The 25,749-nt window shown below is 61.8% G+C and carries 23 protein-coding genes and 1 tRNA gene; 23 read left to right on the plus strand and 1 reads right to left on the minus strand.

What is annotated here, in order from left to right; all coding sequences use genetic code 11:
* The first annotated feature begins 34 nt into the window (after positions 1–34).
* The 15 genes from acuI to Q1A91_RS08005 all read left to right on the plus strand — a co-directional run bounded on the left by acuI (position 35) and on the right by Q1A91_RS08005 (position 16,392).
* Entirely contained in the window at positions 35–1,018 is a 984-nt protein-coding gene (gene acuI / locus Q1A91_RS07935) for an acryloyl-CoA reductase (protein ID WP_299875370.1), read from the plus strand.
* The gene (locus tag Q1A91_RS07940; RefSeq protein ID WP_299875373.1) at positions 1,015–1,503 is read left to right on the plus strand and encodes a hypothetical protein; all 489 of its coding nucleotides are present in this window, start codon (positions 1,015–1,017) and stop codon (positions 1,501–1,503) included. Before acuI ends, Q1A91_RS07940 begins: the two co-directional genes overlap by 4 nt.
* 49 nt (positions 1,504–1,552) lie before the next feature.
* Positions 1,553–1,972, plus strand: coding sequence for an HIT family protein (locus tag Q1A91_RS07945; RefSeq protein WP_299875376.1), 420 nt, complete (start codon positions 1,553–1,555; stop codon positions 1,970–1,972).
* Between the two features lie 301 nt (positions 1,973–2,273).
* The gene (locus tag Q1A91_RS07950) at positions 2,274–3,950 is read left to right on the plus strand and encodes a BCCT family transporter (protein WP_299875379.1); all 1,677 of its coding nucleotides are present in this window, start codon (positions 2,274–2,276) and stop codon (positions 3,948–3,950) included.
* 103 nt (positions 3,951–4,053) lie between these two features.
* Positions 4,054–5,280, plus strand: a complete 1,227-nt coding sequence (locus Q1A91_RS07955; RefSeq protein WP_299876161.1) for an aminotransferase class V-fold PLP-dependent enzyme — start codon at positions 4,054–4,056, stop codon at positions 5,278–5,280.
* A gap of 78 nt (positions 5,281–5,358) precedes the next feature.
* Positions 5,359–6,783 (plus strand): deoxyribodipyrimidine photo-lyase, encoded by a 1,425-nt coding sequence (locus Q1A91_RS07960; RefSeq protein WP_299875382.1) that lies wholly within the window; start codon positions 5,359–5,361, stop codon positions 6,781–6,783.
* Positions 6,784–6,845: 62 nt separating this feature from the next.
* Entirely contained in the window at positions 6,846–8,057 is a 1,212-nt protein-coding gene (locus Q1A91_RS07965) for a cyclopropane-fatty-acyl-phospholipid synthase family protein (RefSeq protein ID WP_299875385.1), read from the plus strand.
* Between the two features lie 24 nt (positions 8,058–8,081).
* Complete coding sequence (locus Q1A91_RS07970; protein WP_299875388.1) at positions 8,082–8,522, plus strand: TrgA family protein; 441 nt, start codon at positions 8,082–8,084, stop codon at positions 8,520–8,522.
* Positions 8,523–8,526: 4 nt separating this feature from the next.
* A complete protein-coding gene (locus Q1A91_RS07975; RefSeq protein WP_299875391.1) occupies positions 8,527–9,636 on the plus strand; it encodes an NUDIX domain-containing protein in 1,110 nt (369 codons plus the stop codon).
* A gap of 53 nt (positions 9,637–9,689) precedes the next feature.
* Positions 9,690–10,718 (plus strand): cysteine synthase A, encoded by a 1,029-nt coding sequence (locus tag Q1A91_RS07980; protein ID WP_299875393.1) that lies wholly within the window; start codon positions 9,690–9,692, stop codon positions 10,716–10,718.
* Positions 10,718–13,090: a DUF3772 domain-containing protein gene (locus Q1A91_RS07985; RefSeq protein ID WP_299875395.1), complete on the plus strand. Its 2,373-nt coding sequence runs from the start codon at positions 10,718–10,720 to the stop codon at positions 13,088–13,090. The genes Q1A91_RS07980 and Q1A91_RS07985 overlap by 1 nt, the downstream gene beginning before the upstream one ends.
* Positions 13,087–13,806, plus strand: a complete 720-nt coding sequence (locus Q1A91_RS07990; RefSeq protein WP_299875399.1) for an alanyl-tRNA editing protein — start codon at positions 13,087–13,089, stop codon at positions 13,804–13,806. Before Q1A91_RS07985 ends, Q1A91_RS07990 begins: the two co-directional genes overlap by 4 nt.
* Positions 13,807–13,867: 61 nt before the next feature.
* Positions 13,868–13,957, plus strand: a tRNA-Ser gene (locus tag Q1A91_RS07995).
* 75 nt (positions 13,958–14,032) lie between these two features.
* Positions 14,033–15,151 (plus strand): MoxR family ATPase, encoded by a 1,119-nt coding sequence (locus Q1A91_RS08000; RefSeq protein WP_299875402.1) that lies wholly within the window; start codon positions 14,033–14,035, stop codon positions 15,149–15,151.
* Positions 15,148–16,392 (plus strand): VWA-like domain-containing protein, encoded by a 1,245-nt coding sequence (locus Q1A91_RS08005; RefSeq protein WP_299875405.1) that lies wholly within the window; start codon positions 15,148–15,150, stop codon positions 16,390–16,392. Before Q1A91_RS08000 ends, Q1A91_RS08005 begins: the two co-directional genes overlap by 4 nt.
* Here the strand turns inward: Q1A91_RS08005 and Q1A91_RS08010 are convergent.
* Positions 16,389–17,060 (minus strand): hypothetical protein, encoded by a 672-nt coding sequence (locus Q1A91_RS08010; RefSeq protein ID WP_299875408.1) that lies wholly within the window; start codon positions 17,058–17,060, stop codon positions 16,389–16,391. The two genes, Q1A91_RS08005 and Q1A91_RS08010, sit on opposite strands and share 4 nt — an antisense overlap.
* 155 nt (positions 17,061–17,215) lie before the next feature.
* Here Q1A91_RS08010 and Q1A91_RS08015 point away from each other — a divergent pair, with 155 nt between their 5' ends.
* The 8 genes from Q1A91_RS08015 to Q1A91_RS08050 all read left to right on the plus strand — a co-directional run bounded on the left by Q1A91_RS08015 (position 17,216) and on the right by Q1A91_RS08050 (position 25,709).
* Positions 17,216–18,631: an amidase gene (locus Q1A91_RS08015; RefSeq protein WP_299875411.1), complete on the plus strand. Its 1,416-nt coding sequence runs from the start codon at positions 17,216–17,218 to the stop codon at positions 18,629–18,631.
* Positions 18,632–18,719: 88 nt separating this feature from the next.
* Positions 18,720–18,914: a hypothetical protein gene (locus Q1A91_RS08020; protein WP_299875413.1), complete on the plus strand. Its 195-nt coding sequence runs from the start codon at positions 18,720–18,722 to the stop codon at positions 18,912–18,914.
* A gap of 133 nt (positions 18,915–19,047) precedes the next feature.
* Positions 19,048–19,689 carry a hemolysin III family protein gene (locus Q1A91_RS08025; protein ID WP_299875416.1) on the plus strand — a complete coding sequence of 214 codons (642 nt, stop codon included), beginning with the start codon at positions 19,048–19,050 and terminating at the stop codon, positions 19,687–19,689.
* Between the two features lie 142 nt (positions 19,690–19,831).
* Positions 19,832–21,376, plus strand: a complete 1,545-nt coding sequence (locus tag Q1A91_RS08030) for a winged helix-turn-helix domain-containing protein (protein WP_299875419.1) — start codon at positions 19,832–19,834, stop codon at positions 21,374–21,376.
* Positions 21,377–21,553: 177 nt separating this feature from the next.
* The gene (locus Q1A91_RS08035; protein WP_299875422.1) at positions 21,554–22,312 is read left to right on the plus strand and encodes an IclR family transcriptional regulator; all 759 of its coding nucleotides are present in this window, start codon (positions 21,554–21,556) and stop codon (positions 22,310–22,312) included.
* 78 nt (positions 22,313–22,390) lie between these two features.
* On the plus strand, positions 22,391–23,791 hold the full coding sequence (locus Q1A91_RS08040; RefSeq protein ID WP_299875423.1) for a selenium-binding protein SBP56-related protein: 1,401 nt from the start codon (positions 22,391–22,393) through the stop codon (positions 23,789–23,791).
* A complete protein-coding gene (locus Q1A91_RS08045) occupies positions 23,792–24,463 on the plus strand; it encodes a hypothetical protein (RefSeq protein WP_299875426.1) in 672 nt (223 codons plus the stop codon).
* 202 nt (positions 24,464–24,665) lie between these two features.
* Positions 24,666–25,709 carry a TAXI family TRAP transporter solute-binding subunit gene (locus Q1A91_RS08050; protein ID WP_299875429.1) on the plus strand — a complete coding sequence of 348 codons (1,044 nt, stop codon included), beginning with the start codon at positions 24,666–24,668 and terminating at the stop codon, positions 25,707–25,709.
* Positions 25,710–25,749 lie beyond the last annotated feature (40 nt).

A 25,749-nucleotide genomic window follows, 5' to 3' on the forward strand; every position in this document is an offset into this window, starting at 1 on the left:
GATGGGCAGTGTTGTCCGTCAGAGGGAGAGATGAATGTTTAATGCGCTGGTGGTGAATAAGGATGATGAGGGGAAGACCTCGGCGGCGGTGACGCAGATCGGCGTGGAGGATCTGCCGGAAGGGGAGGTGACCGTGGCGGTGGAATATTCCACCGTGAATTACAAGGATGGTCTTTGCATTGGGCCCGGTGGCGGGCTGGTGCGGAAGTATCCGCATGTGCCGGGGATTGATTTTGCGGGTACGGTGGAGGCGTCGGAGGATGACCGCTACAAGCCGGGTGACAAGGTTGTTTTGACCGGCTGGCGTGTGGGCGAGGCGCATTGGGGCGGGTATGCCCAGAAGGCGCGGGTGAAAGCCGATTGGTTGGTGCCGCTGCCCGCAGGGCTGGACACACGTCAGGCCATGGCGGTGGGCACGGCTGGGTTCACGGCGATGCTGTCGGTCATGGCGTTGGAGGATCATGGGATCAAGTCGGGGCCTGTGTTGGTCACGGGTGCTGCGGGTGGCGTGGGGTCGGTTGCGACAGCCATTCTGGCCAATCTGGGTTACAAGGTTGCTGCCGTGACCGGGCGGCCTGAGACGGCCGAGTATCTGACCGGTTTGGGTGCGACACAGATTGTTGCCCGCGAAGAGATCAACGAGACGGTCAAACGCCCGCTCGAAGGTGAGACCTGGGGCGGATGTGTGGATGCCGTGGGCGGCGCGATGCTGGCGCGGGTGTTGGGGCAGATGGAATACGGGGCCTCTGTGGCGGCGGTTGGTCTTGCGGGCGGTGCGGGGCTGCCTGCGACGGTCATTCCCTTCCTGCTGCGCGGTGTGAACCTGTTGGGCATCGACAGTGTCATGCAGCCCTATGATAACCGTCTGCGCGCCTGGGAGCGTCTGGCCAAGGACCTGCCGATGGACAAGCTGGAAGCGATGGTGCAGCCCGCGACCCTGTCTGATCTGCCCCAACTGGGCGCGGACATCCTTGCCGGTCAGGTCAAGGGCCGGGTTGTGGTTGACGTCAACGCATGATCCCGCGCGCCTGTGCGGTGCCGCGCGATGCGCAGCTTTACCGCTATGTGGAGCAGGACGGGGCCTATACCGATTGTTTTGAGGTGATGCACCCGATGGAGGCGGATCTGTCCGCCTTCATCAGCGCGTTCTACACCACCTGGCTGTTTCGGCTGGAGCGGGTGGTGCTGACTGTCTCCCTGCGCCGCCGTATCCGCGATACGGATGTTGCCGCGCTGGCGGAGGGTGCGGGGCAGTTTGCGGCCTGGACGGTCGAAGACCGGGCGGAGGGGCAGATCCTGCTGTGTGATCTGTCTGGCGCGACGCGGTCGTGGCTGGCTGTCGCCCCGAAAGAAGGCGGGACGACGCGGCTGTTGTTCGGCTCTGCCGTGGTGGCGCGGGACGGGCAGCCCTTGCCCGGTCTGGTGCGGGCGCTGATCCCGGCGCATCGCTTTTATTCCCGCGCCTTGCTGCGCAGTGCGGAATGGCGGTTGCGCAAGGGTTGAGGCTGCGGTTGGGCGCGCCTAGGGTGGCGCGAGACATCAGGAGACCTCCATGACCGCCTACGACACCGACAACATTTTCGCCAAGATCCTGCGCGGGGAAATCCCCAGTTTCACTGTCTATGAAGACGATGAGACCTATTGCTTCATGGACATCATGCCGCGCAGTGACGGCCATTGTCTGGTCATTCCAAAGACCCCCTGCCGGAACATTCTGGATGCCACGCCAGCGCAGCTGGCGGCTTGTATGGCGACCGTGTCGAAGGTCGCCAATGCCGCCAAGGTGGCGTTTAACGCGGATGGCATCACCTTGCAGCAGTTCAGCGAAGCGGCGGGCGGGCAGGAGGTGTTCCATTTGCATTTCCACATCCATCCGCGCCATGACGGCCTGCCGTTGCGTCCGGCGGGCGTGATGGGGGACATGGAAGTGATCAAGGGCCATGCGGCGGCCATTGCGGCTGCATTAACCTGAAACCCGGACGCGCGCGGCGCAGTGCAGAGCCCCCCGGCGGGGCAAAAAAGGAATCGCGTGTCGCACGATCTGACGGGTTCAAAGATCGACACATAAGCTGCGAAATGCGTCATGCGCAAAAAATTGCCGAAAAATCATTGGCTTGTCTCTGGCACAACTTTGTCGGGAATTTTGTCATATTTATCAGTGCCTCGGAGCACTTGGGCGCTCTGCGCGGTAGAGGGGCGGATTCTTTTCCTTTGCCGTGACAGATTGTCGCCTTAGGCTTGTGGCCAATAAAAACCAACAGGGACAAGAAATCATGGCTCTAAAACCACCACTTTCGGATCTGCCGATCAAAACGGCAGATGTCGGATTTTACCGAGGATTCAGCGTCAATGTGACGGTGATCAGTAAAATCATCATCTCATGTCTTGTTGTCTGGGCGATTGTCTGGCCCGAATGGGCGGGCGAGGTTCTGGGCGCATGGAACAGCGTGATCCTCAAGAACTTTGCCTCCTGGTACATCTGGACGGTGGCGTTCTTTGTCATTGTCTGTCTGGGGCTGGCGATCTGGCCCACGGCCGGACGGCTCAATCTGGGGCAGGATGGCGAAAAGCCGGAGTTCTCCAACTTCTCATGGTTCTCGATGATGTTTGGTGCCGGTATCGGTGTCGGCATGCTGACATGGGCCGTGGCGGAACCCGTTGCCCACTTCAAGAACAACCCGGCGGTCATTCAGGGCGTGAACACCGCGCTTGGGGCAGACAACGTGCGGGAGGCCTATGTCTGGTCTTTCCTGCATTGGGGTCTGGGCGCATGGGCCTGTTATGCGGTTGCGGGTCTGGCGCTGGCGTTCTTCAGCTACCGCCGTGGTCTGCCGCTGACGATCCGGTCCTCGCTCACGCCGCTGTTTGGCAAATCGCTGTCGGGCACGCTGGGTCACATCATTGATATCGTCGCGGTTGTGGCCACCATTCTGGGTGTGGCACAGACGCTGGGCTTTGGTGTGGAGCAGTTCGTTGCGGGTCTGACGCGGATCGGTATCGGCGGTTTGGCGCTGGAAGATGGATCTGCGACCACGATGGGTATCGTTGTAGCGCTCTTGGTGATCATGGGGGCCTCGACCCTGTCGGCGCTTTCGGGTGTGGGCAAGGGCATCAAATGGCTGTCGAACATCAACATGGTGCTGTCCATTCTCCTGCTGGGGTTCTTCATCATCTTCGGTGCGACGTTCTTTGGCGCAACGGCCTTCTTTGTCGGCATCTGGGATTACCTGATGGCGCTGCCGTGGCTGAGCTTCAACGTCTACGCTTCTGACGGTGTCGAAGGCTCTGAAGCGTTCAAACTGGCGCAGTGGCAGGGCTGGTGGCCGGTGTTCTACTGGGCATGGTGGATCGCATTCGCCCCCTTTGTGGGTCTGTTCCTGGCGCGTATTTCGCGCGGGCGGAGCATCCGTGAATTCGTGCTGGGTGCGATGATCGTGCCATCGCTGATGTGCTTTGTCTGGTTCTCCTGGGCGGGTGGCACAGCGATTGATCTGGAGCTGAACGGCGATGCCGGGGGTCTGATCCTGGATGCGGCCAATGGCGACAAGATCTTTGCCATGACCGAATTCATGCTGGCACCCATCGCGGAAGTTCTGGCCTGGGGCATGGCGGTGATGATCGTTGTGCTGCTGATGACCTTCCTTGTGACCTCTGCTGACTCTGCGGTGCTGATCGTGAACACGATCAACGCGGCCGGTGACGAAGGCCCCAAGGCGCGTCCTCACATCCTGTTCTGGGGCGCGGCACTGGCGCTGGTGGTTGGTGGATTGCTGATTTCCGGCGGCACGGGGGCCATTCAGACCGCGATGGTGATCGGTGCCCTACCATTCTCCATCGTTATGGTGCTAATGTGCTTTGCACTCATCAAGGCCATTTACAACGATGGCCGGCGTGAGGCGGCAGGTGTGCCAACGCTTGCTGACGATATCTCGGCCACACCGGCTGAGTGACGTAGCCAACGCGACGTGACAGCAAAGCCCCGGTGCACACTGCACCGGGGCTTTTGCGTTTGACGCTGGCTGCGTTTCACCTCAATTTCGCAGCATGACAGATATCACACTTGATCCCGACTGGGTCCGCGCCCAATTCCCCGCCTTCGCTGAGCCGACCCTGCAAGGGCAGGCCTTCTTTGAGAACGCAGGGGGGTCCTACACCTGCAAGCCGGTCATCGACCGGTTGTTCCGGTTCTACACCCAGCGCAAGGTGCAGCCCTATGCGCCCTATGCCGCCAGCACGCTGGGCGGGGAGGAGATGGACGAGGCGCGCACAAGGCTGTCCGCCATGCTGGGCGTCGACACGGATGAGGTGAGCTTTGGCCCCTCCACCACGCAGAACACTTATGTGCTGGCGCAGGCTTTCGGCCAGATGATGCAGCCGGGAGAGGCGATCATCGTCACCAATCAGGACCATGAAGCCAACTCCGGCCCCTGGCGCAGGTTGGCAGACCGCGGGATCGAGGTGCGCGAGTGGAAGGTGAACCCCCAGACCGGTCATCTGGACCCGCATGATCTGGAGGCGCTGTTGGACGACACAGTGCGGCTGGTTTGCTTTCCCCATTGCTCCAACGTTGTCGGAGAGGTGAATTGCGTGACCGAGATCACCGCGCTCGCCCATGCGGCGGGGGCGTTTGTCTGTGTGGATGGCGTATCTTACGCGCCGCATGGCTTTACGGACGTGGGCGCGCTGGGGCCGGACATCTATCTGTTCTCTGCTTACAAGACCTATGGGCCGCATCAGGGGATCATGGTGATCCGGCGCGCGTTGGGGATGCTGCTGCCCAATCAGGGGCATGATTTCAACGGCGACAGCCTCTACAAGCGGTTCACCCCGGCGGGGCCGGACCATGCACAGGTCGCGGCCTGTGCAGGCATGGCGGATTACGTGGACAGTTTTTATGCCCATCATGTGCCAGATGGCACGGCAGATGCCGCAGGCCGGGCGGGGGTCGTGCATGACATCATGCGGGCCCATGAGACGGCATTGCTGACCCCGCTGCTGGAAGCGCTGCGCAACCGCAATTCCGTGCGCCTCATTGGCCCGGCAGAGGCGCAGGGGCGCGCTCCGACCGTGGCCCTGGCGTTGAACCGACCCGGAGAGGACGTGGCCGCCACCCTTGCACCGCATGGTGTGATGGCCGGAGGCGGCGATTTCTACGCCGGGCGCGTGTTGTCGGCGATGGGGGTGGAGATGGACAGGGGCGTTCTGCGGCTGAGCTTCACCCATTACACCACGCAGGCCGAGATTGATCAGCTGATCACGGCGCTGGATGCGGTTTTGTGAAGAATTCGTGAACGTCTCACCTTGATTGCCGCTGGTCTGTCCTAGCTCCCTTAGCAGACCAAGCAGGCAGGCCCCGACATGAGCGACACTTCCCCGATACTGATGTGGTTTCACCGCGATCTGCGGTTGAGCGATCACGCGGCTTTGACAGCCGCCTGTGCCACGGGCCGCCCGGTGATCCCGGTGTTCATCCACGACCGCTTGGTCGCTGATCTGAAAGCCGCGCCAAAGTGGCGCTTGGGTCTTGGGATTGGCGCCTTGGCGGACAGTCTTGCCGCCAAGAGCAGCCGTCTGATCCTGCGCCGGGGTGAGGACGCGTTGGAGGTGTTGCAGGCGCTGATCAATGAGACCGGGGCAGGGGCGGTTTATTGGAGCCGCCCTTACGATCCTGACACCATCGCCCGCAACACCCGCGTGAAGGCCGCGTTGAAGGACGCCGGGATCGACGCGCAGTCGTTCAAGGGGCATCTGATGTTCGAGCCCTGGACGGTGGAGACGAAGACCGGCGGGTTCTACAGGGTCTACACGCCGTTCTGGAAGATGGTCAAAAATGTCGATGTGGCTGAACCGCTGCCGACGCCGGGCCGGATACCGGCGCCGGATACATGGCCTGCCAGCGATGCGTTGGACGGATGGGACATGGGCAACGCCATGGTGCGCGGCGCGGATGTGGTCCGTCCCTTTGTCCGGCTGGGAGAGGCCGCAGCACAGGCGCGGCTGGCAGAATTCACCGATCATATCATCCAGGGCTATGACACCAGCCGGGACATGGTGGCCGAGGACGGCACTTCAAATCTCAGCGAAAACCTCGCATTGGGAGAGATCAGCCCGCATCAGTGCTGGCACGCAGGCCAGCGGGCGTTGCACGAAGGCAAGGCCGGGGCGGAGACCTTCCTCAAAGAGCTGGTCTGGCGCGAATTTGCCTATCACCTGATGCACCACACGCCACGCATTCTGACGGGGAACTGGCGCGAGGATTGGGATGCCTTCCCCTGGCAGGAGGATCCTGACGCGCCGGAGGTTGTCGCCTGGAAACAAGGCCGCACCGGGCTGCCCTTCATCGACGCGGCCATGCGCGAGCTTTATGTCACCGGGCGGATGCACAACCGGGGCCGGATGATCGTGGCCAGCTATCTGACCAAACATCTGATGACCCATTGGCGCATTGGCCGCGATTGGTTTGAGGACTGCCTGATCGACTGGGATCCGGCCAGCAATGCGATGGGGTGGCAGTGGTCCGCAGGCTCCGGCCCGGATGCCACGCCGTACTTCCGGGTGTTCAACCCCGAAACCCAGTTGGACAAGTTCGACAAAGAGCGCGCCTACACCAGCCGCTGGATTGCCGAACGCAAAGCCAACCCCCACAAGGATGCGCTCGCCTTCTTTGAGGCAATCCCGCGTCACTGGGGCCTTTCCCCCACAGATCCGTACCCGCAGCCGATCGTTTCCCCTGCGGAAGGACGCCAGCGCGCGCTTGACGCCTATTCAAATCGTGGATTTTAAGAATTGTTAATTCTGAACAACGGGCTACACTCTGGTCCGCTTCAACACTGCGAGGGCGCGCCATGATCTTGACCAGCACCGACGGGCAAACTGACCTGCCGCGTTACTTCACGCGCGTCTTTGGCGTGGCGCTGGAAATGCAGCACGGGCGGGTGGATTTCGTCTTGCCCGATGGCCGCATCTTCCGGGCGGAGGGCAAGAAACCCGGCCCCGTGGCGGAACTGCGCATTCACAACAACGATCTGTTTGCGCGGCTGATCCGCGAAGGTGATCTGGGGTTCTGCGACGCCTATCTGGATGACTGGTGGTCGACGCCGGATTTGCAGGCCTTCATGGATCTGGTGCATGCAGACAACGAAGACATCTATGACGGCTTCCCCGGCATGTCGCTGGTGCGCAGTTTTGAGAAACTGCGGTTCTGGCTGCAACGCAATTCCAAGGCGCAGGCGCGCAAGAACATCTCGTACCATTATGATCTGGGCAATGATTTCTACGGGCTGTGGCTGGATGACACGATGACCTATTCCTCGGCTCTGTTCGAGGAAGGCGCGCAGCAATCGCTGGAGGCGGCACAGACGGCGAAATACAAATCCATGGTGGACCAGATGGGCGTGCAGCCCGGTGATCATGTGCTTGAGATCGGCTGCGGCTGGGGCGGTTTCGCGGAATATGCAGCCAAGGAGCGGGGGCTGAAGGTGACCGGGCTGACCATCAGCGAAGAGCAGTTTAAATACGCCAAGGAACGCATTGAAAAGGCTGGGCTTTCAGATCAGGTTGATTTCAAGTTGCAGGACTACCGCGATGAGCTGGGTGAATATGACGGTATTGCCAGCATCGAGATGTTCGAAGCCGTGGGCGAGAAATACTGGCCGGTCTATTTCCAGACCGTACGCGACCGCCTGAAGCCCGGAAAATCGGCCACCTTGCAGATCATCACTGTCGCGGACCGCCGCTGGGACGTCTATAAACGCGGGGTGGATTTCATTCAGAAATACATCTTTCCCGGTGGCATGCTGCCCAGCCCCAAGGCACTGCGCGATCAGGTCTACAGCGCCGGGCTTGAGGTCGAACGCTCCATCGAGTTTGGCAAAAGCTATGACATCACCCTGCGGCGCTGGCATGAAACCTTCAACGAACGCTGGGATCAGGTGCGGGCCCTGGGCTTTGATGACCGCTTTCGCCGGATGTGGAATTTTTACCTCACTTCCTGCGCGGCGACATTTGACAGTGGAAATTGCGACGTAACGCAGATTACCATTAAGCGACCTGCGTAACCCGCGTCGCCAAAGGAACGTCACATGCCCACCGCAGCACGCTTGATGGCCGGGGTCTGCCTTGCGGCCCTGGCTTATGTTCTGTCCTCCATTGTTGTGCCTTTGATGCCCGAAAGCACGGATTTCGGCATTTTCTTTCCGCTCAATTCGGTGTTGGGATTTGGCGTGGGCTGGTTCGTGATGGGCCGCCGCGCCGGGCGGGGCACCACGGCGGCGATCAACAATGGCCTCACGGGGGTTTTTGTGCTGCTCTTGTGGGGCGTGATGGTGCAGGCCACCAATGAGATGGTCCGCCGCGCGATGATCAACCGCTATGACAATGCGTTTGAGGCGATGGTGGCGATCTTTCAGCTTGGTGCGGAATACGCCTATATGATCGCCGTTGTGCCCATGGGCATCGCCGCCGTTGTGGGCGCGGTGATTGCCGGTCTGGCGACGGAATTCGCTGACAACAACTGGAAATAGCGTTTTGCGCGATTTGTTCTTCTACGGCACGTTGCGGCATCTGCCGCTGCTTGAGATTGTGATGGGCGCAGCGGCCTCTGCCCTTGATCTGCGGCAGGCGGTGCTGCCCGACCATGCGGTTCTGGCGGTGCAGGAAGGCCCGTTCCCGATGATCCGCGCGCAACAGGGCGCAAACGCCAAAGGTCTGTTGCTGCGCGGCCTGACGGACGAGCAGATCACCCGGCTGGATTTCTACGAAGGCAGCTTTGCCTATGATTTGCGCGCGGTGACCCTTGAGGATGGCGAGCAGGCCGAAGTGTATTTTCCCCAACCCGGCCAATGGACGGCGCAAGACCCGTGGTCGCTTGCAGACTGGGAAGCGGATTGGGCCGCGATCTCTTGCCACGCTGCGCGCGAGGTCATGGGGTACCTGGGTGTAAGGGACCGCGATGCGGTTGCGCGCATGTTTCCGATGATCCGGGCGCGGGCGGCCTCAAGGGTGAATGCCGCGGCGTCCCGGCATGGCGCAGGCACGATGCAGGGGCGGATTGAGGTTGCGGCGCAGGAGCGTGCCTATTCCCGCTTCTTTGCATTGGATGACATCCGCCTGCGCCATGAACGGTTTGATGGTGCCATGTCCGGCGTGCTGGACCGGGCGGTGTTCATTGCCGCCGATGCGGCGATCCTGTTGCCCTATGATCCGGTCCGCGACCGCGTGTTGCTGGTGGAGCAGATGCGCATGGGCCCCTTTGCACGCGGCGACCGCGCGTGTTGGCAGCTTGAACCCATCGCCGGGCGCGTCGATGCGGGAGAGACGCCGTTGCAGGCGGCCCGGCGTGAGGCACGCGAAGAAGCCGGACTCACGCTCGGTGAAATAGAGACCGTGGCCGAAGTTTACGCTTCTCCCGGCAATTCAACAGAATTTTACTACATCTTTTGCGGGCTTGCGGATCTTCCCGACAGCATCACCGGTGTGGGCGGGCTGGAGACGGAGGACGAGGACATTCGCTCTCATACCTTGAGCTTTGACGCGCTGATGGCGCTGGTCGAAGGGCAGGGGGCGGCGAATGCACCGCTGGTTCTGGCCGCCTTCTTGCTGGCCCGTCATCGCGACAGACTGCGCGCGACCGCTTGAGGTTGCCTGAGGGCGCGGCTACACCGGAGGAAACATAACCTCTGGGGGCTTTTATGCACGTTGCAACCGATCTGGCACAGGCCGTTGGAAACACACCACTGATCAAGCTGCGCAAAGCCAGCGAAGAGACCGGGTGCACCATTCTGGGCAAGGCCGAATTCATGAACCCCGGCCAGTCCGTCAAGGACCGTGCGGCGCTGTTCATCATCCGTGATGCGGTGGAAAAGGGCCTGCTGAAACCCGGCGGCACCATCGTGGAAGGCACGGCCGGCAATACCGGTATCGGTCTGGCGCTGGTGGGCGCGTCGATGGGGTTCAAGACGGTGATTGTCATTCCGGAGACGCAGTCTCAGGAAAAGAAGGACATGTTGCGGCTGGCCGGTGCTGAACTGGTGCAGGTGCCAGCAGCCCCCTACAGCAACAGCAACAACTACATCCGTTATTCGGAACGGCTGGCCAAGGAACTTGCCCGGGGAAGCAACCGTGGCGTGATCTGGGCCAACCAGTTCGACAATGTCGCCAATCGCCAGGCGCATATCGAAGGGACAGCGCCCGAAATCTGGGAGCAGACGGAGGGCAAGGTCGATGCCTTTGTCTGTGCCATCGGCACCGGCGGCACGCTTGCGGGCGTCGGTATGGGCTTGCAGCCCAAGGGCGTGCGCATCGGATTGGCCGATCCCGAAGGGTCGGGCATGTACAAGATCTATACGGGCAAGGAGGCGGGGGGCGACAGCATCACCGAAGGGATCGGTCAGGGCCGCGTTACCGCCAATCTGGAAGGGTTCACGCCTGACGTCTGCTACAAGATCCCTGACAGCGAAGCGCTGCCGATTGTCTTCGACCTTCTGGCCGACGAAGGGCTGTGTCTGGGGGGATCATCCGGGATCAACGTGGCCGGCGCGATCCGGATGGCGCGCGATCTGGGGCCGGGGCATACGATTGTGACCATCCTGTGCGATTTTGGCACGCGCTATCAGTCCAAGCTGTTCAACCCGGACTTCCTGCGCGCAAAGGACCTGCCGGTGCCGCCGTGGCTGGACCGCGCGCCTGCGTCGATCCCCGGAGTGTTTGAAGACATCTGATGGCGGTATTGCTTCGCATATGTGCCACGCTGATCGCCGTTGTGTGGCTGTCAGTGGGGGCTTCCGCTCAGGCGCTGTCGGACGCTGACCTGACCCGTTGGGACGGGGTTGCGGCCCGCGCGGATGCGGCCATCGAAAACCCCGATGCGTCCGAAGAGATGTTGAATACCCTGCGTATTCAGATCACCGCATTCCGATCCGAATTCGAAGCCGCGCGCACCACCAACAGCGCGCGCATCGCCACGCTGCGCGAGCAACTGGCAGCGTTGAACGCCACCGCCCCCGGAGAGGGGGTTGAGGAATCCCCGGACTTCATCGCGCAGCGGCAGGCGTTGAACGATCAGTTGAGCCAGGCTCTGGCGCCGGTACAGCGGGCCGAGGCGGAATTCGTGCGTGCCGAAGCACTGGTCGAAGCGATTGACCGGCAACTGCGCGACCGGCAGACCGAAGCCTTGCTGACAGTGGTGCCCACACCGCTGAACCCGCTCTATTGGCAGCCTGCGGTGACCGATCTGACCACCTCTGTACAAGAGCTGTGGGCGGAGAATGCGGGCAGGCGCGGCGGCGGGGACGGCACGCTGCCGCATCAGTCGCTGGCGGTTGCGCTGGTGCTGACGTTGCTGGGGCTGGTGCTGATCTTCCGGGGCAGGCGGTGGTCCCGCCGGATCGTGGAACGCCTGCAACGCTTCGGCGCGCGCGGCTTTGGCATCTGGCGGTTTGTGGTGTCGCTTTTGCGGATCATCCTGCCTTTCGGCGGCCTGCTGCTGATCGCGCTGGCGGCGGTGTCGACGCAGATGTTTGGCCAGAAAGGCAATGAGATCCTGCTCTCCATCGCGATTCTGGGGGGCATCATGCTGGGCGTGCGCTGGGTGTCGGAGCGGGTGTTCTCCCGCGATGAAGACGAAGCGCTGGTGATGCTGCCTGCGCCTGCGCGCGCGCGGCTGCGGTTCTATGTGGCCGCGATCACCCTGTTGATGGCGATGAACGCGCTGATCCTGATGGTGCTGGACGCGGGCGAGGCCCCGGTGGTCAGCAGCGCGGTCTTCTCCTTTCCCTTCACCATTCTGTCCGGGCTGGCCCTGTTCCGCATTGGTATTGTCCTGCGCGGCTACGCCGATCCGGAGCCGGAAGAAGAGGTGGCGACCGAAGTGCGCGCCTCCACGCTGGGCCGGGTTATCCGCTGGCTGGGCACGGGCGCTGTCCTGACCGCCTGCATTTCACCCTTGCTGATGGCGGCGGGGTACTTTCAGGCGGCGAACGCGCTTTTTGGACCCTACATCATGACACTGGCGCTGCTGGGGCTGGTCATGGCCTTGCAGCGGTTTGCGGCAGACGTCTACGGCGCGATCAGCGGGCAGGGCGACCGGGCGCGGGATGCGCTGGTCCCGGTGCTGATCGGGCTGGTGTTGCTGCTGCTTGTCGCCCCGGTGCTGGCGTTGGTCTGGGGCGCGCGCCTGACGGATCTCACGGAGCTTTGGGCGGGTCTGGGGCGCGGAGTTGCCTTGGGTGACGCGCGCATTTCCCCTTCGGACTTTCTGGCCTTTGCGGTCATCTTCGGGATTGGCTACGCGCTGACCCGGCTGCTGCAATCTGCGCTCAAGGGCAGCGTGTTGCCCAAGACCCGGATCGACATCGGAGGGCAGAACGCGATTGTCTCGGGGCTGGGATACGTTGGTATCTTTCTTGCCGCGATTGCCGCGATCACCGGGGCGGGCATTGACCTCAGCTCGCTTGCGCTGGTGGCCTCGGCGCTCACGGTGGGCATCGGTTTTGGCCTGCAAAACATCGTCAGCAACTTTGTCTCCGGCATCATCCTGCTGATTGAACGCCCCATTTCCGAAGGCGACTGGATCGAGGTGGGCGGGCAGATGGGATATGTGCGCAACATCTCCGTCCGGTCGACGCGGATTGAGACGTTCGACCGCACCGATGTGATCGTGCCCAACGCCGATCTGGTCAGCGGGACGGTGACGAACTACACCCGTGGCAACACCGTGGGCCGTCTGATCGTGCCGGTGGGCGTGGCTTACGGCACTGATACGCGGCGGGTCGAAGCCATCCTGTCGGAAATCGCCCAGGCCCAGCCGCTGGTGCTGGCGCAACCTGCCCCTGCGGTCTTGTTCCTGAATTTCGGCGCGGATGCGCTGGAGTTTGAGATCCGCTGTTTCCTGCGGGATGTGAACTGGATGATGGTGGTCAAGAGCAACATCAACCATGCGATTGCCGCGCGTTTTGTGGAAGAAGGGATCGAAGTGCCCTTCGCCCAACGCGACCTGTGGCTGCGCAACCCCGAAGCCTTGCGCGGCGCCCAGCAGGACACCGCCCTGGAAGGCGACACAGCCGACCTGCCAGACAAAGGAACGCCTGCGTGACCGAGATGCTTTTTCGCGCCGACGCCTATCAACGCGATGCAGCGGCCCGTGTGACCGGTCTGACCGAAGAAGGCGGCGTGGTGCTGGATCAGTCGGTCTTCTACCCCACCGGCGGTGGCCAGCCGGGGGATGCGGGGTGGTTGGAATGGGACGGGCAGAGATTGCCCATCGCCACAGCCGTCAAAGGGCAGGGTGCGGACATCGTTCTGGTGCCTGCCGAACCCATGGCCCTGCCACCCATGGGCGCCCATGTTCAGCAGGTGCTGGATTGGGAGCGTCGATACCGTCACATGCGCGTGCATACCGCGCTGCATCTGCTGTCGGTCGTGATCCCTTTTGGCGTGACGGGCGGGCAGATTTCCTCCACCCACGGGCGGCTGGATTTCGACATGCCTGAGGCGCCAGAGGACCGCGATGAGATCGAAGAGGCGCTGAACGTCTTTGTGGCCGAAGACGCCCGCGTCAGCGAAAGCTGGATGACCTTCGCCGAGCTTGCCGCCGCCCCGCATCTGATCAAGACCATGGCCGTCAAACCACCCACAAGCGGGGGTGACGTCCGCCTGATCCGCATCGGAGAGGAAGATGCCTGGATCGATTTGCAGCCCTGCGGCGGCACCCATGTGGCGCGCACCGGGGAAATCGGCGCGCTGCGGCTGGGCAAAATCGAAAACAAGGGCCGCAAGAACCGCCGCGTTTACGTCCATTTGGACGCTTAAGCCACAGCGGTGTAATTCCCTCTTGCAAGTCATGACACCTCCACGCTAAACCGCCCCTCACGGAGCGGTGGCCGAGTGGTCGAAGGCGCACGCCTGGAAAGTGTGTAGGCGGGAGACCGTCTCCAGGGTTCGAATCCCTGTCGCTCCGCCATAACCCCCCCAGACATCCCCCTCTTGTCCCGCCCGCCGGGCACGCTAACCTTCTGTCTCAACGTCAGGAGGCACGATGTCTGTCAACACCACGCGCATTTCGGCAGGGCAGGCTTTGGACGCCTTGCGCACGGGGCATGCGGCACAGGTGGCCGGGCAGATGACCGTGTCCTGGATGCTGCATGGCCGTCCCGGCATCGGCAAGACGGAGATCGTGCAGCAGCTGGCGCAGGAGACGGGCAGCCGCTTGTTCGATTTGCGTCTGACCACGATTGAGCCGCAGGATCTGCGCGGCTTGCCGTTCTACGACCACGACACCCGCCGCACGGTCTGGTACCGGCCTGAAGACCTGCCCGATGATCCCGCACACCCTGCCATCCTGTTTCTGGATGAGCTGACCGCTGCCGCCCCCACGTTGCAGCCGACGATCTATGGCTTGCTTCAGGAACGCCGGATCGGGCGGCACAGCCTGCCCGACAGCACCTTTATCGTGGCGGCGGGCAACGCGGTGGAGGACGGTGCGGTGGCCTATGAGATGGGCACGGCCCTGTCGGACCGGCTGGTGCATCTCAATGTGGGCGCCACTGCCAGCGATTGGCTGACCCGCTATGCCGTGCCACGTGGGGTGCACCCGGCGGTGACGGCTTTCATCCGCACCCGGCCCGATCTGTTGGAGACCACCGAAGACGCGCTCAGGCAGGGCAATATGATTGCCTGCACGCCACGCTCCTGGGCGCGGGTCAGCACGATCCTGAACGCGGTGGGCGACAAGGACCTGCGCGATGTGCTGATTGCAGGCACGTTGGGAGAAGCCGTTGCGGCTGAGTTTGTGCTGATCGCTGAAGAGGTTGCTTCGACCGTGCAGGCAACAGAGCTGATCGAAGCGGCCCCGGCAGAGCGTGCAGAGCTCTACCCAAGCAGCCTGCATGGGCTGACGGCGCTGGTCTATGCGTTGATCACGCTGGCCGATGCCACGACGATTGACAGCGTCATTGACGCGATGGTCGAGGTCGGCGGATTGGCCAAGCTGCGCAAGGACGCAGGTTTTGAACGGCTGCCGCTGGGGGAGCTGAGCACCTACGGCATTGAGTTGCTGATTGAAAAGGCGCTCAAGGACGGGTTGCAGGAAGCCTTTCGCAATTCCCGATCCTACGCGGCCTACACGTCGGATCGGCAGGCCATGGGGCTGGCGTGATCGCTGGGGCAGCGCATTCCAGACGCGCCAGCCCTGCCTTGCGCGCGTTGGCGGAAGCGGATCCGGCACTGGCGGCGTTGTCATTGTGGTGCACCCACCGCGACGCAGGCGAGACCCGGACCGAGGGCAGCACCATCACCTATGGCCCGGATTTCACCGAACTTGCGCTGCATGAGCAGATTGGGCTGGCCGCACATCATATCCTGCATGTCGCGCTGCGCCATTCTGCGCGGCTGGCGGATCTGCGCACCCGGCTGGGGGGCGGGTTTGATGCAGCACTCTACACCCTTGCTGCGGATGCGGTGGTCAATGAGGCGCTGTTGCTGGCGGATCATGCGTTGCCCCGGCCTGCGGTGACGTTGACGGGGCTGTTGTCAAAAGCCTTGGGGAAAACCGTGTCACCGGAAGTGGCGCTGGCGGCGTGGGATGTGGACCGGCTGTATTATGCGCTGACGAGGGCGCAGGACCAAGCGGGCGATGCGCAGGGCAGGGCGCGTGCCTATGCGCAGGCGCAGGGGTTTGAACCTGATCTGGAGGCCGGTGCAGACGAAGCGGCCGCCGAAAACGACATGGAACAGGCCGCCCGCTGGCGTCAGCATATGAGCCGTGCGATGGATGTGGGGCGCCAAGCCGGACGCGGGGTCGGCCGGATCGGCCACCGGATCGCGGATGTTCCCACCCCGCGCACCGCCTGGGAGATTGTCCTGCGCCGTGCCCTGACGCGCGCTGTGATGATCCAGCCCCAACCCAGCACCCAGCGTCCCGCACGGCGCTGGATTGCGGGGGCGGCGCAGGCGGCTTTGGCGGGCAGCCCGACACCGGGGTTTGAACCCGGCATGCGTCTTTATACCGATGTGCCGCGCATCGCGCTGGCGCTGGACGCTTCCAGCAGCATTGATGACGCGCGGCTTGCGGTGTTCTGGGCGGAAGTCTCGGGGATTGCCCGCCGCCAGCGGGCGGAACTGCATCTGATCGTGTTTGACGACCAGATCCGGTCGCATGTGCAGATCGACCCGAACCAACAGCGGTTTGAGATGCCACAGCTGCCACGCGGTGGGGGCACTGATTTCTGTCCGGTGATCGCGAAGGCGCGGGAGATTGCGGCGTCCGCGCTGGTGGTCTTCACTGATCTGGAAGGCGATGCCGGCCCGCCGCCACGTGGGGTATCGGTGATCTGGGCGGTGCCGGACGCGGGCACGGTTCAAGCACCCTTTGGCCAAGTGATCGACCTTGCGCGTTAGGCCAGCGCTGCGGCCAGTCGGGCATGGGCGGAGATGCCTTTGGCCTCCAGCGTGATATCGCGCAGGAAGATGTTCTGAGACTGATTGATCCGGTGCAACAGCGCTTCGCTGAGCGGCTCCTGAAACAGCCCCTCGGCGATGATCTGCTGTTCTGCCTGCGTCAGACGCAGCACCTCCGGCCCCTCATCTGACTGCACAGAGACATAGGTGAGCGGCGCAAACACCCCGAGCTCTGATTGCTCCACCACCAGATGCAGCGCGCCGCTGCGCATCTTGCGTCCTGCCGCGATCCGGGTCAGCACCGCACGGGCCTGCACGCGGAGCAGATCAAGACCACGCTCCGCCTCGGCTGCGTCGATCAGCTGTGCGCGTTTGTTGGCAGGCACCCGCAACAGGCGCATTTCAACGAACCACAGCAAGACCAGCATCAGGATCGGGGCCTGGGCCAGCGGCAGGGCGAGGCTGTTCCAGTTCAACCCGATCCCGATCAGCGGCAACAGCGAGAGTGAATAGCGCACCCATTGAAACTCAATCACGATGCGCAGGCGGCCCCCCAGCCCAACGGGGTGTCTGGGCCAGACCGTCACCCGGCCAAAGAACTTGCGCGGCAGTTGCCGCACTTGCAGGATCGCGGGGTTGCGAATGGTGTCGTGGGTGAGGATCAGCATGGGCCGTTTGTCATTCCGTTATGGCGCAACATAGGTCAGGATGGACAGGAGAACAGCTTTGACCCCCACAACCCGATCCCGCTGCCATCCGCCGTTGTTGGCGCGGCGCGTGGATGTATAGTGACCCTATCACTGCCGATTGCCCTGGAGATATCATGTCAGATGTAGACCTTTGGAAACTCTCAGCCTGCGAAGCAAGCGCGAAGATCGCACAAGGGGAGGTATCGGCCAGAGAGGTTGTCGCCGCAAACATCGACCGGATGCACGCGCGCAATGGCGCGATGAACGCGGTGGTGAACGACCTGTCCGAAAGCGCCATGGCAGAAGCGGCCAGGCTGGACGAGACCTTTGCCGCCTCCGGGCCTGTCGGCCCGCTGCATGGTGTGCCCGTCACCATCAAGGAGAACATCGACCAGACAGGGCACGCCAGCCCCAATGGTGTGCCTGCCTTCAAGGATTTGATCGCCCCCGGCGACAGCCCCTTTGTGACCAACCTCAAAGCGGCGGGGGCGGTGGTGATCGGCCGGACAAACACGCCTGAATTCTCCTTCCGGGGCACAACGGACAATCCGCTGCATGGCCGGACCTTCAACCCCTGGAACGACTGGGCCAGTGCGGGAGGATCATCAGGTGGCGCGTCATCGGCTGTGATGTCTGGCATGGGGGCCATTGCACATGGCAATGATATCGGCGGGTCGCTGCGGTTTCCGGCGACCTGCACCGGCGCGGCCACGGTCAAACCGGGTCTGGGCCGCACCCCGGCCTACAACCCGTCCCAAACCGCAGAGCGGGGGATACTGGCGCAGATCACGTCCGTTCAGGGCGTCATTTGCCGTGAGGTCCGCGATGTGCGGCTGGCGATGCAAAGCGCCATCGCCTACAGCCCGCTGGACCCCTGGCAGGTGCCGATGCCCTGGGAAGGGCCTGCGCATGACGGACCAATCAAGGTTGGCTTTACGCAGGAAACCTACGGCTTTGACATGGACCCGGCCGTCTCTGCCGCCCTGTCCACCGCCCGCGCGGCCCTGACCGACGCAGGCTATCTGGTGGAGGAGATTGAAACCCCGGATGTGCTCGAGATCGGGCGGGAGGCCACACGCACGCTGTTTGGAGAGACCAAGGCGCTGATGGGCCCCTTGATGCGCGAACACGGCAGTGCGGCGTTCAACACCTACTTCGACCACTGCTTTGACATCGCGCCGCCCTATGAGGGGGATGCCCTTCTGGCCGCATATGCACGTCGCGCGGCCTTTGTGCGGTCCTGGCTGACGCTGCTTGCAGATTATCCGCTGATCCTGACGCCATTCCTGTTGCAACCCACCTTTGCCCATGCCCGCGATTACGAAGGGCGGGAAGGCGCAGAGGAGATCATGCTGAAAGGCTTCTATTCCTTCGCGATGAACTTCATGGGACTGCCTGCCGGCAATGTGCCCGCAAACCACAACGATGGTCTGCCCGTTGGTGTCCAGATCATCGGACAACGGTTCCGGGAAGACATTATACTGGATGCCTGCGAAGCGATTGAGGACCGGGTGGGGGTGATGGCAAAGCAGCTGTTTGCGCGCAATTGACGCGCGTCCCAACCGCTTGAGGCGGGGCACGGGCGTGCGTTTGACCCAGATCAAAGCGCGCGAATCGCGCAGATTGCATAAACAGGCGATGAAAAACGATACCGTTTCAAACAATGCTGCCACGACGCAAAGCACCTGTCGTGAGACCGCAGCGCTCATGCGGCAAAGCTGTCGGCAAAGTGAATTTGTGATCCAGCAATCCGCACAGATGATCGAAAACGGGCAGGCGGCGATTGAAAGCTCTTTGCAGGTGTTGTCACGCTGCCAAAGCGAAGCGGGCTGAGGGCAGGCATTTTGCTCCGGTGACGGGGCGTGACAGGGGGGCAGACCATCCTCCGGGGCAAGTGACGCACCGGAAGTATGGACATTGCGACCGATGGGCCATAGCGCAGGGACATCGCCTGCCAGAGACCCCGATGACCACACCAACCTATCCCAGCGCCAACCCGTCCCACCGCCGTGCGGATATGAGCGTGCATGCGGTTGGGCTGGTCCTGATCCTGACGGCAGGCAGCATCCTGATCGCCAATGTCTGGGCGGATTACGGCGGCAAGATCACGGCGGCGGTACTGGTCTATGTGCTGTGCGCGCTGATCTCAAATCTGGCGTCATGGACCTATCATTTCGCGCCCTGGCATGACCGCCGCAAGCAGCTCAGACGGATTGATCACGCAGCCATTTATCCCAGTATTTCAGGCACCTTTACGCCGTTCTTCGTGTTGGCGGGAACCTCTTGGACCTTCGCGCTGTTGTGTCTATGCTGGGCGCTGACGGGGCTGGCGATCTGGAACAAGATCACCAATGTCGAGGTCAAATCCCGCTGGTCGACGGCCTCCTACCTGGGGCTGGGTGCCATCGGTCTTTGCGCCTTGCCGGATCTGACAGATGTGCCGCTGGCCACGCTCTGGTGTATCATCGGCGGGGCCTTGTGTTACGTGATCGGCACCGGGTTTTATGCGCGCAAATCCATGCCCTATCGCTATGCGATCTGGCACACCTGGGTGAATTTCGGCGGCATCTTGATGTTTGCGGGCGTCTGGTTGGCGATTTTTCAATAAAGGCGGAGCACCGCGCGTCGTAGCCTGCGTGTATGCGCTTTCATTCGCGAATTGACTAAACGTCAATACTGGGCACAGTGGGGTGTACCGGCACACTGAGCCGGATCAGACCAACGCATTTTCAACAGGTTGCTTTTACATCATGCCCCACGTTTCGGCCCCGACTTTTGCCAAGGATTTCATTGGCGCGGCATTTCCCGATGGTACGGATGTGCAATTCACCAAAGTTGAAGCCAGCGTGCTGCGGATCATGGCGCGGCACCCCGGCCAGATCATCACCCGCGACCACTTGCTGACAGCGCTGAACGGGGATGGCACTGGCAAGACCGACCGCAGCATCGACTACGTCGTGAACCAGCTGCGCCGCAAACTGCGCGATGATCCCAAAGCCCCCCATTTCATCGCCACGCGCTATGGCGAAGGCTACATCTGGCTGGGGGATCGGCAGGCAAAGACACATCCCGCCAGCGGGGCGCATGCGGTGGTCGGGCCCTGTCTGGGAGTGGAGTATTTGGGCCAGCAGGCGGATGCGGCACTGGCCTTTGCCCGGCAGTTTCACGGGAAATTCGCAGGCGATTTTGCGGAGGACCGGCGCGTGGTTTTCGACCCCCACAGCCCGAAACCCGCCGCGTATGCGCCCGATCAGCTGCCCAGTATCGCCATTGAGATGTCCTTTGTGGCAGAGGGCGCGCGGCTCGACTGTGTGATCCGCGGTGTGTTCCTCAGGACGGAGCGGACGTTCTATGTCGCACGCCGGACCATTGAGGGCGATGACGCACCCGAACTTGATGCGCTGATCGACCTCACAATGGCGGAGATCCGCAAACATCTGGCACTCGACGGCGATACGGACAAACCGCTTGCGGTCAGCATGATTGACAGCGGCACCACCTTTTCAGGCGTCAAGGGCCACTGGTCGGAGAACGACGAAAGCCTGCGCCGGATCATTGCGGACAACCCTGATGATCACCGCTCCAGGATCATGCTGGCCACCAACATCCACACCAAGTACCTGCAAGACGGTGTGTCGATCTTCGCCTCCGGCGCTGATCCGCGCCGCCACGACGAGGATGAGATCGAAGCGCTGGTGCTGCGAAGCCTGCCGCATCTGAACGATGATCCGTCCTTCCTGATCGTCGCGGCCAAGCTGCTGTTCTTTGTGGACCGCGGCTATGCAGAGATGGCGATGGACATTGCAGAGCGCGCGCACAGGGAAACGACATCCCTTCTGGCGAGCCTCCCGGTCATCGGGCAGATGTATGTTTTCATTGGGGAAAACGCAAAGGGCAACGCAGCAATTGATCAGGCGCTGGAGCAATGCCCGGCGGGCACGCAGCTGGAGGTCTATCTGCTGATCCTCAAATGTGAGGCGCTGGCGGCTGTGGCTGATTACGACGGCATCGACCGCGTGCTGGCGCGCGTCTATGCGCAGGTGCCGCAGATTGAGACCCTGATGGAGGTGCTGTTCACCAACCCCGATGCGCCGTCCAAGGCCGCGCAGCAAGAACTGGTGAAGATGTCGCGCAAGCAGGCGCATGGGATGTTGCTCTACATGCACTACGTCTATGGCCGGTTGCTGCAAAATCCCACACACCAGAAAAATGCCTACCGGACCTCTTGCACGCTGTTCACACGGCAGTTCGGAAAAGACATCCTGCCTGCGGGCATCACTTGGGAGGCGCGTTGACCCATCGCTGAGGCGGGTGTGGCCATGCTCAGGATGCCATCTGGTGAAGTTTTTTCTGAGCGATACCCGGCCTTTGTCGCCTCTATGAAAACGCAGGCAAATCCACGCTTGCTTTGTGGTCAAAAACTCTCATGATTTGATAAATCGTCTCACCCATTGAGAGAGCCGCGTTTCTGAATGCATCTGGACCGTTTGATTGCCTTGCTCGAAATCATCGCCGTCGCGGGACGTCCCGTTTCGGTGGCCGAGGTTCACAAAGCGTCAGGTCTGCCCAAACCCACATGTTATAGGCTTGTGCAGTCGCTGTTGGACCAGCAGTTGATCGAGCAACCCGGTGAAGACGGCAAATACATCATCGGGGAGCGGATGATCCGCATCGCGCTGCTGGGCAAATCCGACGTGGATGTGCGCCGGTGTGCAGCACCGCTGCTCAAATCCGCCGCCACCACGTTCAATGAAACGGTATTTCTGGCGCGGTTCCGCGACAGCCGGGTTGAGATCATCCATGTGGAAACCCCCAACGATCCCGCGCGCGCGTTCATTCATCCGGGCCTTGGCGTGCGCCCGATGCACGCCTGTTCCTGCTCCAAGGCGATTGCCGCCTTCGCAGAGCCTGCTTTTCAGGACAGCATCCTGACCGGAAGCCTCAAGCAATACACCGATCACACCAAGATCACGCAAGACGAGTTGCGGGCGGAGTTTGCGCAGATTGTCCGACAGGGCTTTGCCGATTGTGATCAGGAGATCGACCTCGGGATAGCAAGCGTTGCGGCACCGGTGTCCATCGGGAACATCGGGGCGATTTTCAGCGTCGGCGCTGTCGGCCCCATCAGACGCTTTGAAAAACCCTACCGCATGGAAATCGGCCAGAGGCTGACGGCATTGTCGCAAAAGATCAGCGGGGCGATCCAGTTGTGTAACGTTGAAGCGGCGTAAGCGCCGTTCAAGCACCGGGCCCTGCGGCCCACATCAAACGACCCGAAAACGGGCATACCTGAAACTTGGAGGAAAAACATGAATTTACGACCTGATCCCACTTTCCACGCCTCGCCCAAGCTGGCGATGCAAGCCCCGGTTGAGAACTACGCCTTCACGGTCATGCTCAGCCCCGATGGGTCGCAGTCCGATGGCATCGCGGTCATTGATCTGAAACCGGAATCCGACACCTACGGCCAGATCGTGCATCAGGTGATCGTGCCCAACAAGGGCGACGAATTCCATCACTTCGGTTGGAACGCCTGTTCTTCGTCTCTGTCGCCGCTCACGGGTCATGCGTTTCTGGAACGCCGCTACCTGATCGTGCCCGGCATCCGGTCGTCCCGCATCTATGTGATCGACGTCAAGGAGCCGCTGAAAGCGAAGATCCACAAGACGATCGAACCTGAGGAACTGTTTGCCAAGACCGGCTACTCGCGCCCACACACGATCCATTGCGGCCCTGAGGGCATCTATGTCTCCTGCCTTGGTGGTGGTGGCGAAGACGGCACAGACGGCCCTCCCGGTATCTTCATCATGGATTGCGAAACCTTTGAGATCATTGGCCAATACGAGATGGACCGGGGCAAGCAGGACAAACACTATGACTTCTGGTGGAACCTGCCGCAGGACTACATGGTCTCCTCCGAATGGGGCCTGCCGCCGCAGTTTGAGAACGGCGTGGTGCCCGAAGACCTGCTGAGCAACAAATACGGCCATTCCATCCACTTCTGGGACCTGCGCGCGCGTAAGAACATCCAGACGATGGACTTTGGTGAGAACTACCAGATGGCGCTGGAAATCCGGCCTGCCCATGATCCGACCAAATCCTACGGCTTCTGCGGCGTGGTGGTGGATACGACCAACCTGCAAGGCGCGATCTTTACCTGGTGGCGGGACGATGATGGGGTCTGGCAGTCCAAGAAGACGATCACCATCGACCCACGCCCCGAAGACCCCGCCAACCTGCCACCGCTGTTGCAGGGCTTTGGGGCGGTGCCGCCGCTGGTCACCGACATCGACCTGAGCCTTGATGACAAGTACCTCTATGTTGCCTGTTGGGGCTTGGGAGAGATGCACCAGTATGACGTCTCCGACCCGATGAACCCGGTTCTGGCGGGCAAGGTCGAACTGGGTGGCATCGCCAAGGGCACCAAACACGTCAACGGCAAGGACTTCGCCTATGGCCCGCAGATGGTTGAGATCAGCCGTGACGGCAAGCGGGTCTATTGGACCAACTCGCTATACTCCACATGGGACGATCAGTTCTACCCGGATGACGAAGGCGGGCAGATGGTGATGGCGGACGTGGGCGAAAACGGTGGGCTTACCTTGAACAAGGATTTCTACATCGATTTCCCGAAAGGCCTGCGCTCGCACCAGATCAGGCTGGAAGGCGGGGATTGTTCGACGGATAGCTTCTGTTATCCGTCCGTCTGAATGGTGTCCGAGCTGACCTCGATGGCGGCCCTCTGGGGGGCCGTCATTTTCTCTGGTCTCTATCACGGCATCAATCCGGGCATGGGCTGGCCACTGGCCGTTTCCGCCGCCCTGATGGAGCGGGACCACAAGGCCATGCCCCGTGCGCTGGCGATGCTGGCGCTGGGGCATTTTCTGGCGATGATCGTCATCCTGCTGCCGTTCTCCGTGATGTTCTTTCTGGTCGACTGGGAGATGCAGATCCGCATTGGTGCGGGCCTCATTGTGATCGCGATGGGCATCTACCTGCTGATCAACCGCCGCCATCCGAAGTTTCTGGCCCGCGTGCATCCCAGCCGTCTGGCGCTGTGGTCGTTTCTGGCGGCGATGGCCCATGGGGCGGGGCTGATGCTGGTGCCGATCTATCTGGGCATCTGCGCCATTGCACCGGATGAAACCGGCCATTTGGCCGCAGAACGTCTGATGAGCAGCAACATCTCAATCGCCTTCGCCGTCGCGGCCGCACATACCTTTGCAATGACGGTCGCGGGCGGTGTGATTGCGGTGATCATCTACTTCTGGCTGGGCCTCAAATTCCTGTCCAGGACATGGTTCAATCTTGATATCGTCTGGGCCTTGAGCCTTGTCATCGTTGGCACTTTTGGCATCTATTCGGCGTATTACGGACACTGAAGGGGAACATCAGCCCCGTCAGAACGGACGTGTGGGGAAGATGAAGCAGAATTTTTCCCCCTCCAACACATTGATAGTAGTGCAGTTTGCGCACCATCTTGGTCAGGGGCTTCGTTAAGGCGATGATGATTCATTGCTTTGACAAGTAATGTGGAGAATACTTTACGCGCGTAACAATAATAATTGTCCCCGGGAGGATACCATGAGAACATTCGCAGTTGCTGCCCTGTTCGGCGGTGCGGTTCTGGCCGCACCAGTTGCCGCGCAAACCAACCTGACCGCCGAAACTGCAAGTCCCGGCGGGGCGGTGCATCTGTCCTCCACCCATATGGCTGAGATCGCGGGCACCTCGGGTGTTGCCAACATCCAGCTGACCGATGGGCAGACCCTGACGAACACCGTCCAGAACGTGGCCGAAGGCAAGACCGACATCGGCAGCGCGCCGCATATCCTGCCGTTTCTGATGAGCCGCGGCGTCGGCCCTTACGGTGAACTTGGGAAGGAGAAAGGCGCGGAACTGGCCGCGAACCTGCGGGCAATCACACCTTACACGCTGGGGATATTCTTCCTTTATGCTTATGACGCCAAAGGCATTGACGGCTGGGATGGGCTGGAGGGCAAGAAGGTCTTCAACGGCCCCCCAAGGGGCGGCGCGCTGACCAACGGGCGCGCGATGATCCAGATCATCACGGGCCTCAAGGACGGCGAAGGATATGAGGGCATGCAGGCAAACTGGGGGCAGGCGGCCTCTATCATCAGCGGCGGGGAGCCGGACGCGGTGGTGCTGCCGGAACTCTTCCCCGGCAGCCGTGTGGCGACGGTGGCCTCCTCCGGCAAGATGACCGGCTGGTCGATGCCCAAGGAGATTTACGAAGGCGAAGCCATGCAGAAATACATGAAAGCGCCCGGCAGTGCCTCGGTTGAGATCCCACTGGCCGAGGTTGCGGCCGCGATGGGGGAGGATTGGACCTTCGTCTCCGAGGATGAGACGTTCCGCGCGCTGGCCACGATTGGCGGCGATCTGGTGCACAAGGACATGGACGAGGAACTGGTCTATCAGCTGGTCAAGACCTACGTCGCCAGCATGGACGCGCTGAAAGCCAAAGCGCCCTTCGGCAATACTGTCAACTTCGACAACCCCGCTCTGGGCATGTGCGGGGCGAACCCGGTGAAGTACCACAAGGGCGCGACGCGCGCCTGGGAAGAAGCCGGCTATGACATCCCTGACTGCGCCGAAGACCAGTAACACCCATCCAGACCCGGCGCCCCTGATGGGCCAGTGCCGG

Source organism: uncultured Sulfitobacter sp. (assembly GCF_947500075.1).
GTDB lineage: Bacteria > Pseudomonadota > Alphaproteobacteria > Rhodobacterales > Rhodobacteraceae > Sulfitobacter.

Excerpts from the sequence above, each read along its gene's own strand:
- acuI (WP_299875370.1), top strand. The coding sequence starts at position 35 with ATGTTTAATGCGCTGGTGGTGAATAAGGATGATGAGGGGAAGACCTCG.
- Q1A91_RS07940 (WP_299875373.1), top strand. The coding sequence starts at position 1,015 with ATGATCCCGCGCGCCTGTGCGGTGCCGCGCGATGCGCAGCTTTACCGC.
- Q1A91_RS07945 (WP_299875376.1), top strand. The coding sequence starts at position 1,553 with ATGACCGCCTACGACACCGACAACATTTTCGCCAAGATCCTGCGCGGG.
- Q1A91_RS07950 (WP_299875379.1), top strand. The coding sequence starts at position 2,274 with ATGGCTCTAAAACCACCACTTTCGGATCTGCCGATCAAAACGGCAGAT.
- Q1A91_RS07960 (WP_299875382.1), top strand. The coding sequence starts at position 5,359 with ATGAGCGACACTTCCCCGATACTGATGTGGTTTCACCGCGATCTGCGG.
- Q1A91_RS07965 (WP_299875385.1), top strand. The coding sequence starts at position 6,846 with ATGATCTTGACCAGCACCGACGGGCAAACTGACCTGCCGCGTTACTTC.
- Q1A91_RS07970 (WP_299875388.1), top strand. The coding sequence starts at position 8,082 with ATGCCCACCGCAGCACGCTTGATGGCCGGGGTCTGCCTTGCGGCCCTG.
- Q1A91_RS07980 (WP_299875393.1), top strand. The coding sequence starts at position 9,690 with ATGCACGTTGCAACCGATCTGGCACAGGCCGTTGGAAACACACCACTG.
- Q1A91_RS07985 (WP_299875395.1), top strand. The coding sequence starts at position 10,718 with ATGGCGGTATTGCTTCGCATATGTGCCACGCTGATCGCCGTTGTGTGG.
- Q1A91_RS08000 (WP_299875402.1), top strand. The coding sequence starts at position 14,033 with ATGTCTGTCAACACCACGCGCATTTCGGCAGGGCAGGCTTTGGACGCC.
- Q1A91_RS08010 (WP_299875408.1), bottom strand. The coding sequence starts at position 17,060 with ATGCTGATCCTCACCCACGACACCATTCGCAACCCCGCGATCCTGCAA.
- Q1A91_RS08015 (WP_299875411.1), top strand. The coding sequence starts at position 17,216 with ATGTCAGATGTAGACCTTTGGAAACTCTCAGCCTGCGAAGCAAGCGCG.
- Q1A91_RS08020 (WP_299875413.1), top strand. The coding sequence starts at position 18,720 with ATGAAAAACGATACCGTTTCAAACAATGCTGCCACGACGCAAAGCACC.
- Q1A91_RS08025 (WP_299875416.1), top strand. The coding sequence starts at position 19,048 with ATGACCACACCAACCTATCCCAGCGCCAACCCGTCCCACCGCCGTGCG.
- Q1A91_RS08030 (WP_299875419.1), top strand. The coding sequence starts at position 19,832 with ATGCCCCACGTTTCGGCCCCGACTTTTGCCAAGGATTTCATTGGCGCG.
- Q1A91_RS08035 (WP_299875422.1), top strand. The coding sequence starts at position 21,554 with ATGCATCTGGACCGTTTGATTGCCTTGCTCGAAATCATCGCCGTCGCG.
- Q1A91_RS08040 (WP_299875423.1), top strand. The coding sequence starts at position 22,391 with ATGAATTTACGACCTGATCCCACTTTCCACGCCTCGCCCAAGCTGGCG.
- Q1A91_RS08045 (WP_299875426.1), top strand. The coding sequence starts at position 23,792 with ATGGTGTCCGAGCTGACCTCGATGGCGGCCCTCTGGGGGGCCGTCATT.
- Q1A91_RS08050 (WP_299875429.1), top strand. The coding sequence starts at position 24,666 with ATGAGAACATTCGCAGTTGCTGCCCTGTTCGGCGGTGCGGTTCTGGCC.